This is a genomic window from Rhodanobacter sp. sgz306013, assembly GCF_057031145.1.
The window spans coordinates 95697-108285 of record NZ_JBXCIJ010000001.1; the positions used below are offsets into that span (position 1 = coordinate 95697).

At 70.6% G+C, this 12589-nt stretch carries 15 protein-coding genes; 4 read left to right on the top strand and 11 right to left on the bottom strand.

Annotated features, from left to right (window positions below; all coding sequences use genetic code 11):
* Positions 1-86: 86 nt before the first annotated feature.
* The 4 genes from AC2EWF_RS00400 to cdd form a co-directional block, all read right to left on the bottom strand.
* Positions 87-1067, bottom strand: coding sequence for a DMT family transporter (locus tag AC2EWF_RS00400; protein WP_483637393.1), 981 nt, complete (start codon positions 1065-1067; stop codon positions 87-89).
* Positions 1068-1179: 112 nt separating this feature from the next.
* A complete protein-coding gene (locus AC2EWF_RS00405) occupies positions 1180-2088 on the bottom strand; it encodes a 5'-3' exonuclease (RefSeq protein ID WP_483637394.1) in 909 nt (302 codons plus the stop codon).
* The gene (locus tag AC2EWF_RS00410; protein ID WP_483637395.1) at positions 2076-2645 is read right to left on the bottom strand and encodes a nitroreductase family protein; all 570 of its coding nucleotides are present in this window, start codon (positions 2643-2645) and stop codon (positions 2076-2078) included. The genes AC2EWF_RS00405 and AC2EWF_RS00410 overlap by 13 nt, the downstream gene beginning before the upstream one ends.
* Before the next feature lie 51 nt (positions 2646-2696).
* Complete coding sequence (gene cdd / locus AC2EWF_RS00415) at positions 2697-3107, bottom strand: cytidine deaminase (RefSeq protein ID WP_483637396.1); 411 nt, start codon at positions 3105-3107, stop codon at positions 2697-2699.
* Between the two features lie 112 nt (positions 3108-3219).
* Here cdd and AC2EWF_RS00420 point away from each other — a divergent pair, with 112 nt between their 5' ends.
* Positions 3220-4320: an NAD(P) transhydrogenase subunit alpha gene (locus tag AC2EWF_RS00420; RefSeq protein WP_483637397.1), complete on the top strand. Its 1101-nt coding sequence runs from the start codon at positions 3220-3222 to the stop codon at positions 4318-4320.
* A gap of 35 nt (positions 4321-4355) precedes the next feature.
* On the opposite strand, the gene AC2EWF_RS00425 is transcribed toward AC2EWF_RS00420, so the two are convergent.
* Genes AC2EWF_RS00425 through AC2EWF_RS00435 form a run of 3 tightly spaced genes read right to left on the bottom strand, consistent with a single transcriptional unit; the run spans position 4356 to position 5809 of the window.
* Positions 4356-4835: a DUF3106 domain-containing protein gene (locus tag AC2EWF_RS00425; protein ID WP_483637398.1), complete on the bottom strand. Its 480-nt coding sequence runs from the start codon at positions 4833-4835 to the stop codon at positions 4356-4358.
* Positions 4836-4838: 3 nt separating this feature from the next.
* Positions 4839-5225, bottom strand: a complete 387-nt coding sequence (locus AC2EWF_RS00430; protein WP_483637399.1) for a hypothetical protein — start codon at positions 5223-5225, stop codon at positions 4839-4841.
* Positions 5222-5809: an RNA polymerase sigma factor gene (locus AC2EWF_RS00435; RefSeq protein ID WP_483637400.1), complete on the bottom strand. Its 588-nt coding sequence runs from the start codon at positions 5807-5809 to the stop codon at positions 5222-5224. The genes AC2EWF_RS00430 and AC2EWF_RS00435 overlap by 4 nt, the downstream gene beginning before the upstream one ends.
* Before the next feature lie 183 nt (positions 5810-5992).
* On the opposite strand from AC2EWF_RS00435, the gene AC2EWF_RS00440 reads away from it, so the two are divergent.
* Positions 5993-6295, top strand: coding sequence for an NAD(P) transhydrogenase subunit alpha part 2 (locus AC2EWF_RS00440; RefSeq protein ID WP_483637401.1), 303 nt, complete (start codon positions 5993-5995; stop codon positions 6293-6295).
* A complete protein-coding gene (locus AC2EWF_RS00445) occupies positions 6292-7761 on the top strand; it encodes an NAD(P)(+) transhydrogenase (Re/Si-specific) subunit beta (protein ID WP_483637402.1) in 1470 nt (489 codons plus the stop codon). The genes AC2EWF_RS00440 and AC2EWF_RS00445 overlap by 4 nt, the downstream gene beginning before the upstream one ends.
* A 269-nt stretch (positions 7762-8030) precedes the next feature.
* Here the strand turns inward: AC2EWF_RS00445 and AC2EWF_RS00450 are convergent, their stop codons facing one another.
* On the bottom strand, positions 8031-8453 hold the full coding sequence (locus AC2EWF_RS00450; RefSeq protein ID WP_483637403.1) for a hypothetical protein: 423 nt from the start codon (positions 8451-8453) through the stop codon (positions 8031-8033).
* Positions 8454-8678: 225 nt separating this feature from the next.
* On the opposite strand from AC2EWF_RS00450, the gene sufT reads away from it, so the two are divergent.
* Positions 8679-9236 (top strand): putative Fe-S cluster assembly protein SufT, encoded by a 558-nt coding sequence (gene sufT, locus AC2EWF_RS00455; RefSeq protein WP_483637404.1) that lies wholly within the window; start codon positions 8679-8681, stop codon positions 9234-9236.
* Between the two features lie 45 nt (positions 9237-9281).
* Here sufT and AC2EWF_RS00460 read toward each other — a convergent pair whose 3' ends face one another.
* From AC2EWF_RS00460 to AC2EWF_RS00470, 3 genes are all read right to left on the bottom strand, one after another.
* Positions 9282-9773 (bottom strand): asparaginase domain-containing protein, encoded by a 492-nt coding sequence (locus AC2EWF_RS00460; protein WP_483637405.1) that lies wholly within the window; start codon positions 9771-9773, stop codon positions 9282-9284.
* A 58-nt stretch (positions 9774-9831) separates the two neighbouring features.
* Positions 9832-11469, bottom strand: a complete 1638-nt coding sequence (locus AC2EWF_RS00465; RefSeq protein ID WP_483637406.1) for an acyl-CoA dehydrogenase family protein — start codon at positions 11467-11469, stop codon at positions 9832-9834.
* A gap of 75 nt (positions 11470-11544) precedes the next feature.
* Entirely contained in the window at positions 11545-12522 is a 978-nt protein-coding gene (locus tag AC2EWF_RS00470) for a helix-turn-helix transcriptional regulator (RefSeq protein ID WP_483637407.1), read from the bottom strand.
* Between the last annotated feature and the right edge of the window lie 67 nt (positions 12523-12589).

A 12589-nucleotide genomic window follows, 5' to 3' on the forward strand; every position in this document is an offset into this window, starting at 1 on the left:
GCCGGACGGCAAGCAGCTGCAGGTGCACACGCTGGGCATGGATGGCGACACGCAGTCGACGGAGGATGCGGACCGCGCGAGAGTGCTCAGCCTGCCATGCGGCCGCCGTCCGCTTCGGTCACCGGCAACGGCACGGGTTTCACGCGCACCGCCAGCACCACGCCGGCCACCAGCAGCGCGATGCCCAGCAGGGCGGACGGCGCCGGTATGGCGTGGCGCAGGAGAAACGCGTAGCCCAGTGCGGCGAGCGTCTCGAACACGATCAGCTGCCCGGCCAGGGCCGTGGGCAGGCGCTGGCTGGCCTCGTTCCAGCACAGCGTGCCCAGCCACGAGGCGAACAGGCCGATCGCCGCCATGAGGCCGACGAACAGGCCGGGGTGCGACCCCAGCGGCATCGGAAAGCGGCTGCCGGCTACCTTCATCGTGCCCCACAGCGCGACATAGCCGAGTGCGGCCAACGGCAGCGTGGCCACGCCTTGCGCCGTGGCCCAGGCGCGCGGATTGCGGTCGGGGTGGTGACGAAGCCAGTCGGCGTTGCGCAGCGGGTACCAGGTCCAGCAGGCCACGGCGCCGCAGGCGAGCAGGGCGCCGGAGAGATAGCGCGCCAGGCCGCCTTGCGCGTGTTGCAACTCGACCAGCTCGGCGCGGTTCACGCAGGCGATGCCGACGACGATCAGCAGCAGCGGCGGCGCCAGCCGCCGCCACGGCAGCCTGCCGTCGCGGCGGCCGTTGCGCAGGTTGGCGGCGATCGCGATGACCGCCGGCAAGGTACCCACGATCATCGTGGGCAACGGTGCGCCGGCGCGCTGGATCGCGCTGGCCAGGCACAGGTAGTACAGCAGGTTGCCCACCGCGACGAGCTTGACGGCCTCGACCCAGTCGGCACGGCCCAGCTGGCGCAATGCGTCCCTGTGCAGCCAGGCCAGCGGCAGCGCGATCAGGCCGAAGGCGAGGTAGCGTCCCACCGACTGCAGCGCAGGCGGGTAGTCCGGCAGCAGCAAGGGTGCGACGAAGACCACGCCCCACATCAGGCCGGCGGCGAGTGCGTAGAGGGTTCCCTTCAACATGCGCGCAAGATGGCGCGTCGCGGGGCGATTGTCTTGAGGTGCACGGCGGCCGCCGTTGGCGCCGGACGCGGCGACCAAGCGCAGGCCTTGCCCGGTGCTCGCCGCTGCAGCTTCACCCGATCAGCGTCTTGAGCCGCGTCCGCGTCAGCGGTCCGAAGCGCAGCCGCTCGCACAGCGCGTCGATCGCGGCGGCGTCGCCGGCTTCGCGCCGCAGTGCGCGGGCACCGTCCGGCACGGGAGCATCCAGCGCAATGCGGGTAAGGCGCCGGTAGAGCCGCGCCTGCTCGCCGTGCTCGCGCAGTTTCGCGGCGCAGCTGGCGGCGCCGCGGATGCGCAGGAAGGCCACTTCGTCCACGCGTTCGAGCAGCGCGTCGAGGCTGCCGAAGTGGCCGAGCAGGGCGGCGGCGGTCTTGGCGCCGATGCCGGGCACGCCGGGGATGTTGTCCACGGCATCGCCGCACAGCGCGAGGTAGTCGGCCACCTGGTGCGGGTGCACCCCGAGTTTCTCGTGCACGCCGGCGGGGCCCCAGCGCAGGTTACGGGCGTAATCCCACTGTTCGTCGTGCTCGCCCAGCAACTGGCCGAAGTCCTTGTCGGCGGAGACGATCACGCCAGGCACGCCGTGCGCGCGCAGGCCCCACAGCGCGCTGCCGATCAGGTCGTCGGCTTCGTACTGGTGGTCGATCAGCACCGGGACGCCGAGCGCGGAGGTCACCTCGCGGCACTGCACGAACTGGCGTTCGAGATCGGGCGGCGGCAGCTCGCGGTTGGCCTTGTAAGGCGGGTAGATCGCGTTGCGGAACGAGCTGGTGAGCGAGGCGTCGAAGGCCACCGCCAGCCGTTCCGGCTGTACTTTCTCCAGCAGCTCGCACAGGAAGCGGGTGTAGCCGTGCACAGCATTGGCCGGATGGCCGTCAGCGTCGTGGAATTCGTCCGGCATGGAGTGCCAGGCACGGAACACGTAAAGGCTTCCATCGACCAGGTGCGCGGCGCCGCGGCGGTTCGCGTTCACGGCGTCCACATGCTGAGCACGTCGTCCAGCGCGGGGCGTTCGCGGTCGGGCACCTCGATCTGCGGCATGCCCAGGTGCACGAAGGCGACCACGTGCTCGTTCTCGGCGAGTCCCAGCAAGGCGGCGACGTCGGAGTCGTAGGCGGCCCAGCCGGTAAGCCACTGTGCGCCGTAACCCAGCGCGTACGCGCCGAGCAAAAGGTTGTAGGCCACGTTGCCGGCGCACAGGCGTTGCTCGATCGCAGGCACCTTGCTGGTCTCGTCGAGCCGCGCGACCACGGCGATCACCAGCGGTGCGAAGGTGTAGCGCAGGCGTTCCTTCTCGCGCTTGGCGTCGGACAGTTCCGGCTGCTTGCGGATCGCGAGTTCGGCCAGCTGCTCGCCGAAGCGCAGCTTGGCCTCGCCTTCCAGCCGGATCAGGCGGAACGGCACCAGCTTGCCGTGGTCTGGCACCCGGATCGCAGCAGTGAGCAGCTCGCGCAGCGTAGCCTCGTCGGGCGCGGGCTCGCCGAGCTGGCGCGAAGGAACGGAGTGGCGTTGCAGCAGCAACTCAAGCGGATCGGCCATGGCGGGATCGCGTCGTGGAAAAGCGCATGGTAACCCGCGAGACGCGGCGCATCAGCGCGGCGCCAGGGTGAACGCGCCGGGCAGCAGCGCCGCCACGCTGGTCTGCGCCGTGTCGCCGTGCAGGTTGGCGAGCAGCACCGGCATGTCGTCGTGGCACAGTTCGCTCATCACCTGGCGGCAGGCGCCGCAGGGGCTGACCGGCGCCGCGCAGTCGGCGATCACCGCGATCGCCGCGAAGTCGCCGGGCTTGCAGCCGGCCGCGATGGCGGAGAACAAGGCAGTGCGCTCGGCGCAGTTGCACAGGCCGTAGGACGCGTTCTCCACGTTGCAGCCGGTGAAGCGGCGACCGTCGCGGGCGAGCAGCGCGGCACCCACGGCGAAGCCGGAATACGGAGCGTGGGCCTGCTCGCGGGCGGCGCGCGCCAGGGCCAGCAGTTCGTCGTGCGGGACGGATACGGGCATCGTGTTCTCCGTGTACCCCGTGGCGGCGGGTCAGGTTAGCGCGCGCGGGCGGTGCGTCCAAGCATGAGCGAGTGCGGCTAAGATGCGACGAGCTTCCACGAGGGGATACGCGATGCCGATCACTGTGGCCGCCTTGCGAGAGACCGCCGCCGGCGAACGCCGCGTGGCGATCACGCCCGAGATGGCGAAGAAGCTCCGCGGCAGGGGCTTGCGGGTGTTGCTGGAGCACGGCGCGGGCACGGCGGCGGGTTTCCCCGACGAGGCGTATGCAGACGCGGACTTCGCCGCGGCGGGCGAGGTGCTGGCGCAGGCCGACCTGCTGACCTGCGTGCTGCCGCCGGACGATACAGTGTTCGCGGCTTTGCGCGAGGGTGCGTGGGTGGTGGGGCAGTTGCGCCCCTATGGCGCCGAATCACGCATCGCCGCGCTGGCCGCGCGCAAGTTGACCGCGTTCGCGCTGGAGCTGCTGCCGCGCACCACCCGCGCGCAGGCGATGGACGTGCTGAGCTCGCAGGCGGCAGTGGCCGGCTATCGCGCGATGCTGATCGCCGCCGAGGCCTGCCCGAAATTCTTTCCGATGCTGACCACGGCGGCGGGCACGATCCGTCCGTCGAAGGTATTGGTGATCGGCGCCGGCGTGGCCGGCCTGCAGGCGATCGCCACCGCGCGCCGGCTGGGGGCGCAGACCGAGGGCTACGACGTGCGCCCGGAGACGCGCGAGCAGGTGGAGTCGCTGGGTGCGAAGTTCCTCGAGCTCGGCGTCAGCGCCGCGGGCAGCGGCGGCTACGCCCGCGAGCTGTCGCCAGAAGAGCGCGCGGCGCAGCAGCAGGCGCTGGCCGAGCGCCTCGCGGCTTTCGACGTGGTCGTGAGCACCGCGGCGGTGCCCGGACGTCCCGCGCCGAAGATCGTCACCGCCGCGATGGTCGCCGGCATGAAGCCGGGCGCACTGATCGTGGACCTGGCGGCCGAGAGCGGCGGCAACTGCGAGCTGACCCGGCCGGGCGAGCGCGTGGAACAGGGAGGCGTGACCATCCTCGGTCCGCTCAACCTGCCGGCCGGTGCGCCGCTGCATGCGTCGGAGATGTATGCGCGCAACGTACTGAACTTCACCGAGCTGCTGCTGAAGGAGGGTGCGCTGGCAGCGGATTTCGGCGACGAACTGGTGCTGAAGAGCTGCCTGGTGCGCGCCGGCGAGGTGCTGTTCGGGGCTTGATCGCGGCAGCGGGCCGGTGTCGAAGAGAGCGCCGGTCAGCGCCCCTGGCCGCGGTGCAGCCAGCGCAGCCGCTGGGCAGGCGGCATGGCATGCCATTGCTTCATCAACTGGGCGCGGCGGTCCGGCGGCAGTTGCTGGAAACGCCTGTAGGCCGCGTGCAGCTGTGCGCGCTGCTCGGGCGGCAGCTGGCGGAACAGGCGCTGGTTCTCGCGTGCCTGCTTGCGCTCGGCCGGTGTCATCTGCTGCCAACGGGCGATGCGCTCGCGGATCTCCTCGCGCTTTTGCGGAGGCAGGGTCACCCACTGCTCGCTCTTCTCCAGCATGTGCTGCTGCCGGCGCGGCGGCATGGTGTCCCATTCCTGCCGCAGCGGCGCCAGCACGTCGCGCTGGGCCGGTGTGAGGTTGTTCCAGTGGGTTGGTGCCGGCGCTGCCTGCGCATGCAGCGCGGGCGCGGCCAGGCCGCCGAGCAGGGTGGCGAGGGTGAGCGACAGCAGCGGTCGTGCGGACAGGATCATGGTTCAGCGTGTCGAGGACTGATTGTCGTTGGCAGCCAGCCAGCCGTAGAAGTCGAGGTTCTGGTACAGGTTGGGATCGGCCTGTTCAGGGTCGGGCGGCAACGGGTTGTCGGTTTCGCCGGCGGTCGTGGCGGCGGTGATCGGGGCGGTGGCGACCGGGTGCGGCGCGGACGGCCATACCAGCAGGGCCGCCAGCGCGATCGCCGCGCAGGCGCCGGACGGCACCAGCCAGCGCGCGAGATGGTGCGGCCGCTGCGCCCGTCGCGTGCTGGCCAGCGCCTCGCGGCGTGCGGCGCGCAGGCGGCCCGCGGTGGCGGGGTCGATGCGCCGCGCGGCCTCCAGATAAAGCTCGCGGGCGCGGTGTTCCAGCTGTTTCTGCGATGTGTTCATCGCCAGTCCTCCAGTTGCTCGCGCAGCCGTTGCATGGCGCGCGACAGATGCGTTTTCACGCTGCCTTCGGAGCAGCCCATGGCCTGTGCGGTCTCTGCCACGTCCAGGCCCTCCAGCATGCGCAGCATGAAGGCCTCGCGCTGGCGCCGGGGCAGCTCGCCCAGCGCGGTGCTGAGATCGCCCCAGGACTGCGCGTCCTGCAGGCGGTCCAGCGGGCCGGGGCCGTGGTCGGCCGGTTCCCAGCTGGGCAGCTCGTCGCCCTCGTCGTCGCGGCCGCCACCCAGCCAGCCCACCACGATCGAGCGCACCTTGCGGCGGCGCTGCAGGTCGACGATGCGCCGGCGCAGGATGCCCCAGAACAGCGGCGCCCATTCGCCGGACGGCTTGTCGCGGTAGTGCTTGACCAGCCGCAGCATGGCGTCCTGCACCGCGTCCATGGCGTCCTCGCGCTGGCGCAGGTTCAGTTCGGCCATGCGGAAGGCACGCCGCTCCACCTGCGCCAGGAAGGCGTCGAGGGTGGCAGGGGTCTCCTGCGCGGTCTCGGCCAGCAGTTCGGCATCGAGTGTGCCTGCGAGGCTGTTCATGGCCGCCTCGTCGGCGTCGTCGGCAGATGCATGCCTGGGCTCCATCAGTTCGACACCCGTGCTCAACGCCGAAGCCCGGCGCGGGTTGACCGGCCGGGCGCCGCGCCGTCCGCGCGGGGATGAATCCGGGCAGGCCTTGTACCGTATGATGCGGCGGACATGGCTGCGAGGCGGGGGAAGCACATGCTCGACGGGTTCCTGGCGCTGTATATCTTCATGCTGGCCGCGTTCACCGGCCACGAAATCATCGCGCGGGTACCGGTGATCCTGCATACCCCGCTGATGTCCGGTTCCAATTTCGTTCACGGCATCGTGCTGGTGGGCGCCATGATAGCGCTTGGCCACGCCACTACACCGTTCGAGACCGGCCTGGGCTTTCTTGCCGTGCTGCTGGGTGCCGGCAACGCGGCCGGCGGCTACGTGGTCACCGAGCGCATGCTGGAGATGTTCAAGCCCAGCGCCGGCAAGCCGGGGGACAAGCCATGAGCTGGCTGCCCGCCCTGGTCAAGGCCTGCTATTTCCTCGCCGCGCTGCTGTTCATCCTGGGACTGAAACGCATGAGTTCGCCGCGCACCGCGCGCGGCGGCATCGTGTGGGCGGGCGTGGGCATGTTGCTGGCGGTGCTGGCCACGCTCGCGCTGCCGGAGCTGCACCACCGCGGACTGATCCTGGCGGCGGTCCTGATCGGCGTGGCCGCGGCATGGTGGAGTGGCCGGCGCGTGGCGATGACCGCGATGCCGCAGATGGTGGCGCTGTACAACGGCATGGGCGGCGGTGCGGCGGCGGCCATCGGCGCGGTGGAGCTGGTGGCCCACGTGCGTCGGGTGCTGCCGGCGGTGCCGGACACCTCGCCGCTGCGGCCCGAGGGCTGGGCGATCGATGCCCTGCATCAAGCGCCCGCGATGGCGCCGCTCTCGCCAGTGGCCCTGGTGCTGGGCGTGCTGGGCGCGCTGATCGGCGCGGTGAGCTTCTCCGGTTCGCTGATCGCCTTTGCCAAGCTGCAGGGCTGGCTGGACCGGCGTTTCGTCTTCCCCGGCCAGCGCATCGTGAACCTGCTGGTGCTGCTGCTGGCGCTGCTGCATGGCGCGATGCTGGCCGGCGGCGACCTCACGATGCCGGTGATCGCGGGTTTCTTCGTGTTCGCCCTGCTGTTCGGCCTGCTGATGACGCTGCCGATCGGCGGCGCCGACATGCCGGTGGTGATCTCGCTGTACAACGCGTTCACTGGCCTCGCGGTGGCGTTCGAGGGCTACGTGCTGGGCAACGAGGCGATGATCATCGCCGGCATGGTGGTGGGCGCGGCGGGCACCTTGCTGACCCAGCTGATGGCCAAGGCGATGAACCGCTCGCTGGGCAACGTGCTGTTCGGCAGCTTCGGCGCGGCGGCGGGCGGCGCGGCGCAGGAGATCGCAGGCAGCCAGAAGCCTGTCGAGGCCGCCGACGCGGCGGTGATGATGGCCTACGCCGAGCGCGTGGCGATCGTGCCCGGCTACGGCATGGCGGTGGCGCAGGCGCAGCACAAGGTGTGGGAGTTTGCCAAGCTGCTGATCGAGCGCGGGGTGAAGGTGAAGTTCGCGATCCACCCGGTGGCCGGCCGCATGCCCGGGCACATGAACGTGCTGCTGGCCGAGGCGGGCGTGCCCTACGACCTGATCGAGGACATGGACGACATCAACCCCGAGTTCCCCAATACCGACGTGGTGCTGGTGATCGGCGCCAACGACGTGGTGAACCCGATGGCGAAGACCGATCCGTCCTCGCCGATCTACGGCATGCCCATTCTCGACGTCGCCGCGGCAAAACAGGTGATCGTGATCAAGCGCGGCAAGGGCACCGGCTTCGCCGGCATCGAGAACGCGCTGTTCTACGCCGACAACACCCGCATGCTCTACGGCGACGGCCAGGCCGCCGCCGGCCAGCTGGTCAGCGAGCTGAAGGCGCTGGAGACCTGATCCATTGAAGAGTGCGGCCATGGATGGCCGCCCGTGTGATTCTGGCGATCATGGATGATCGCAAGGGCTTGAGCAGTGCGGTCATGGATGGCCGCCCGTTTGATTCTGGCGATCATGGATGATCGCAAGGGCTTGAGCAGTGCGGTCATGGATGGCCGCCCGTTTGACCCTCGCGATCAGGGACGATCGCAGGGGCACAAGCAATGCAGCCATGGACGGCTGCCTGTTTGATCCTCGCGATCAGGACGATCGCGGGGGTACCTCCAGGATCACCGCTTCCGCCACCAGGCCAGCCATGCCGCCAGCAACACGCCTGCGGCGTACCAGGCTCCGTCGATCGGGCGCAGGCCCAGTTGCGCCAGCGCCAACAGCATGCCGGTGCCGGCAGTGCGGATGGCTTCGGTGAGGCTCATGCCGAAATTCCCGGCAAGTTGGATCGCGGCCATCAGCATGTTGAAGTAGAGCGCCGCCAGCAAGGTGGCGAACGCCGCCAGCCCCGCCGCGCCCACGCCGGGCCGGCGGATCCAGTGACGGGTCGCCCACGCCAGCAGCACGCCCGCCGCCGGCGCCAGCCAGGGCGCGGACTGGCGCAGGTACATCGCCGCCACCATCCATGTCGCACCCACGGCCAGGCCCATCATCGCCGCGCAGAACAGCGCGAATACGTACAGCAGGATGTCGCGCGGCTTCATGGTGGGGAACGGAAGACGGAAGGGCTGGGCATGCGTCGGTCCGATGGGCAAAGCCCCGATCATAGCCGGTTGCCGGCGCCGGCCGGTGCCGTGCGCTGGCACGTCGCGGCTTGCAATTCGCGGCGCCGGCCTGATCTGGGGCAGGATGCCGGCGGCCCGGCACGGCATAATAGACAGCCTGGTGCGCCGTGCGGCGCCCATCTTTCATGACGGATTGGCGGTGGCATGAGCGGTTTCAGTCTGAGCAGCGAACCCTTCACCCTGTTGCGCGACTGCGATGCGGTGATGGTGCCGCAGGGTGAAACGGTGCGCCTGCCCGCCGGCCAGATCGGCTACATCACCCAGGCGCTGGGCGGCAGCTTCACCGTGTACGTGGACGGCAACCTGTTCCGCATCGCCGGCGGCGATGCCGAGGCGCTGGGCAAGGAGAAGCCGTTGCCGATCGAGGTGCCGGCGGACGCCACCGACGCCGACGTGGAGAGACTGGCCTGGGACCAGTTGCGCACCGTGTTCGATCCCGAGATCCCGGTGAACGTGGTCGAACTGGGCCTGGTCTACGACCTCAGCCTGGAGCAGCGCGAGGACGGCCAGCGCAAGGTCTACGTCAAGCTCACCCTCACCGCGCCCGGCTGCGGCATGGGCGACATCCTGGTGGACGACGCCCGCACCAAGCTGGAGATGATCCCCACCGTCGCCGAGGCCGACATCGACCTGGTGTTCGACCCGCCGTGGACGCACTCGATGATGTCCGACGCGGCGAAGCTCGAAACCGGCATGCTGTAGTTTCGGCTCCCTCTCCCTGCCGGGAGAGGACGCGGAACCGCCGCCTCAGCCCTTCACTTCCTCGAACCGGTTCTCCGCGCGGTTCTTGCGCACCTTGGCCGGGTCCCACACGCGGCCGTTCATGGTGATGTAGACGCCATCGGGCAGGGTCTGCACCGCGGCCACCGCGCAGCCGATGTTGAACACCGCGTCCGAACCCTGGAACCGGGCCGGGTTCAGCGCGCCGGTGAGCACGATGGTCTTGCCCGGGATGCCGGCCAGCACCTTGGCGGTTTCCACCATGGTATCGGTGCCGTGCGTCACCAGCACATGGCGGTGCGGCTGCGCCTCGATGGTGGAGCGGATCAGCGCGCGGTCCTCGTCGGTGACGTGCAGGCTGTCCTTGCGCAGGATCGGGATCACGTCGAACTGGAAGGCCACGCCGAGCTGGCCGAGGATCTCGCCGATCTGCGGCGCGCCGATCTTGTAGTCCGACTTGTCGTCGAAATAGATCTTGTCGATGGTGCCGCCGGTGGTGACGATGGTGAGATGCTGCATGGTCGCTGCGCCGCAAGGGGGAATCCGCGCATTTTAGCGGGTTGCGTCCGTGCGGCGCTCACCCCAGCAGCAGGGCGGTGTCGTCCGTTCCGGTATCGGCCAGCCGCAGCAGGCCGTGGCCGAGGAAGCGGCGCAGCGCCGCCGCCGGACGCGTGTCCCCGCGCGCCAGCGCCCACGCCGCCTGCCGGGCCAGCAACGCCGCCGCCGCGCTGCGCGCCAGGGTGAGCGTGAGCCCGCGCGCACCGGCCTCCAGCGTGGCGCGATCCGCCGATAGCGCATCGAGGTGCGTGGCGGCGGCGTCCAGCGCGGCATCGATCGCGAATGCGGCATGCGGATCGCCGCCCTGCAGCCAGGTGGCTGCGGCGGTGCGCAACGCGGCCAGCCCGTCGCCCGCCAGCACGCGCAACGCATCCAGCGCCAGCAGGTTGGTGGTGCCTTCCCAGATCGCGTAGACCTGCGCGTCGCGCAGCAGCTGGGGCAGGCCGGTATCCTCGATGTAGCCGGCGCCGCCGAAGCATTCCAGCGCCTCGGAGCAGAGGCGCACCGCGAGCTTGCCCGTCCACAGCTTGGCCAGCGGGGTGAGCAGGCGCAGCAGCGCGGCTTCGTGCGGCGCGGCTGCACCGTGCTCCACGCGGCCAAGCAGTTGCGCCACCTCGAAGGCCAATGCGAATGCGCCCTCGAACTCGGCCTGCATGTCGGCCAGGGTCTGCGCGTGCAGCGGCTGTTCGATCAGGGGACGACCGAAGGCCTGGCGGCGTTCGGCGTAGTCGCGCGCCAGCACGGTCGCTCGCGCCATGCTGGCGACAGCGCACACCGCGTTCCACGTACGGGTGACGTTGAGCATCGGCGCCACCTGGCGCACGCCGTTCGCCAGGTCGCCCAGTGGCCAGGCGGGCAGGCCGTCGAGGTGGATCTCGGCGGTGGGCAGCTCATGGGTGCCCAGCTTGTCCTTGAGGCGGTCGATCAGGAGCTGCGGCTTCCGCTGCGCGCCATCCATGGTCTCCACGTAGAACAGCGCCAGCGCGCCGGAACCGTCGCCGGCGCCTTCGGGGCGGGCCAGCGCCAGCGCCGCTTCGCCCACCACCGCCGAGCTGAACCATTTGCGGCCGTGCAGGCGCCATTGGCCGTCGGCGTCCTGCCGCGCCATGGTCTCGGTCTGCCCTACGTCCGAGCCGCCGCGCGTCTCGGTCATCCACTGGCCGCTCAGCCAGAACGTGGCCGGGTCGCGGCTGAGGAAATGCGGCAGCGCACGCTCGAGCAGGGCCCGGTTGCCCGAGGCTTTCAGTGCCGTCGCCGCGCCGTCGGTCATCGCCAGCGGGCAGGTGTAGAACTCGCTGGCCACGTGGTAGAGGTAGACGCGGGCGAATTCCTCCAGCCTTGCGTGCTCGTGGGCCTCGTGGCCGCTGGCGAGCAGCGCATGGCGGGTGGTGATGTCCGGGCCTTCCCGCCACGCCGTGGTCAGCTCGATGCGGTCGACGCGGCGGCCCCAGGCATCCCACTGCGTGAGCACCGGCTTGCGACGCGTGGTGACGGCGGCGCGCCGCCAGGCCGCCAGAGCGTAGCCGCCCAGCGCATCGAGGTCGGCCTCCAGCGCGGCGCGGCGCGCGGCGGGCAGGGTGCGTTCGAGCAGCGCATGCAGCAGGCGGTCGTTGCGGTACGGGTGGGCAAGCTGTGGGGCGTCTTGCAGGAATCCCATGGCCGGCTCCGGTCGGATCGACCGCGCCAGTATAGGCAAGGGTGCCGTCCCCAGCGCGTGAGCCGCGAACTCCGCTCAGCCCCCGCCGGCCAGCTTGAGCAGGCGCACCGCGTGTCGTTTGAGCGCGCTGCGCAGGCGTGCCGGGGTGCGCACCTCGAAGCCGAACGGCAGCCGCGCCAGCTGGCGTGCAAACCAGGCCAGGTCGTCCGCGCTGCTGCGCAGGAGTACGCCGCCGGCGACCGGCTCGAACAGGCCGAAGGCGAGCGAGAAGGCGTTGCGCGCGGTCTTCAGGTCGGTGCGCAGCAGTACCTCGATCGCAACGCTGCGCGGCAGGGTGGCGAGGCTGAAAGCGAGTTGTTCGAGTGGATCGAAGCCGGCGGGGCGCTCGAAATGCGCGGCCAGCGCCCGCACCGCGCCGACGCGGTCCAGCCGGAACGAGCGCAGGTCGCGGCGCAGGTGGCACCAGCCCACCACGTACCAGGCCCCCGCACGCCAGGCGAGGCCGTAGGGATCGACGTCGCGCTCGCTGCGCTGGTGCTGCGGCGTGGTGTAGTGCAGGTGCACGCGCTGCTGTGCCTGCGCGGCGGCGGTGAGCGCGATCAACGCCTCGTTGCTGTGCGGGGCATCGCTGGCGTGGGCGAGGTCGACGCGCACCGTCTCGGCGATCGCGTGCAGCTGCCGCTTCAGGCGCTCCGGCGTGACGCGCGCCAGCTTGGCCTGGGCGCTGGCGACGGCCGGCGCGGCCTCGGCCAGGCCCAGCCCGCGCGCCGCGACCAGCCCCACCGACAGCGCCAGCGCCTCGTCGTCGCCGAACATCAGCGGCGGCAACTTGAAGCCGGGCACCAGCATGTAGGCACCGTAACGCCCGCGCTCGGCGACGATCGGAATGCCCATTTCTTCCAGCATCGCGATGTAGCGGCGCAGGGTGCGCCCGTCCACGCCGATTTGCCGGGCCAGCTCAGGGCCGGCGATGCGGCCACGGCCCTGCAGCAGTTCCAGCACGGCCAGCACGCGGGTGGTGGGGCGGGTCATGGACGCAGTGTAGCGATTCATCAGGGCGGAATCTGTCCTGATTGGGGCATAGCGTGCACGCGACTCGTCCTCAACCGCCCAGGAACCG

What these genes read in the sequence shown, in the direction of transcription:
- AC2EWF_RS00400 (WP_483637393.1), bottom strand. Translation starts at nt 1,067, where the DNA reads ATGTTGAAGGGAACCCTCTACGCACTCGCCGCCGGCCTGATGTGGGGC.
- AC2EWF_RS00410 (WP_483637395.1), bottom strand. Translation starts at nt 2,645, where the DNA reads ATGGCCGATCCGCTTGAGTTGCTGCTGCAACGCCACTCCGTTCCTTCG.
- cdd (WP_483637396.1), bottom strand. Translation starts at nt 3,107, where the DNA reads ATGCCCGTATCCGTCCCGCACGACGAACTGCTGGCCCTGGCGCGCGCC.
- AC2EWF_RS00420 (WP_483637397.1), top strand. Translation starts at nt 3,220, where the DNA reads ATGCCGATCACTGTGGCCGCCTTGCGAGAGACCGCCGCCGGCGAACGC.
- AC2EWF_RS00425 (WP_483637398.1), bottom strand. Translation starts at nt 4,835, where the DNA reads ATGATCCTGTCCGCACGACCGCTGCTGTCGCTCACCCTCGCCACCCTG.
- AC2EWF_RS00430 (WP_483637399.1), bottom strand. Translation starts at nt 5,225, where the DNA reads ATGAACACATCGCAGAAACAGCTGGAACACCGCGCCCGCGAGCTTTAT.
- AC2EWF_RS00435 (WP_483637400.1), bottom strand. Translation starts at nt 5,809, where the DNA reads ATGAACAGCCTCGCAGGCACACTCGATGCCGAACTGCTGGCCGAGACC.
- AC2EWF_RS00440 (WP_483637401.1), top strand. Translation starts at nt 5,993, where the DNA reads ATGCTCGACGGGTTCCTGGCGCTGTATATCTTCATGCTGGCCGCGTTC.
- AC2EWF_RS00445 (WP_483637402.1), top strand. Translation starts at nt 6,292, where the DNA reads ATGAGCTGGCTGCCCGCCCTGGTCAAGGCCTGCTATTTCCTCGCCGCG.
- AC2EWF_RS00450 (WP_483637403.1), bottom strand. Translation starts at nt 8,453, where the DNA reads ATGAAGCCGCGCGACATCCTGCTGTACGTATTCGCGCTGTTCTGCGCG.
- sufT (WP_483637404.1), top strand. Translation starts at nt 8,679, where the DNA reads ATGAGCGGTTTCAGTCTGAGCAGCGAACCCTTCACCCTGTTGCGCGAC.
- AC2EWF_RS00460 (WP_483637405.1), bottom strand. Translation starts at nt 9,773, where the DNA reads ATGCAGCATCTCACCATCGTCACCACCGGCGGCACCATCGACAAGATC.
- AC2EWF_RS00465 (WP_483637406.1), bottom strand. Translation starts at nt 11,469, where the DNA reads ATGGGATTCCTGCAAGACGCCCCACAGCTTGCCCACCCGTACCGCAAC.
- AC2EWF_RS00470 (WP_483637407.1), bottom strand. Translation starts at nt 12,522, where the DNA reads ATGAATCGCTACACTGCGTCCATGACCCGCCCCACCACCCGCGTGCTG.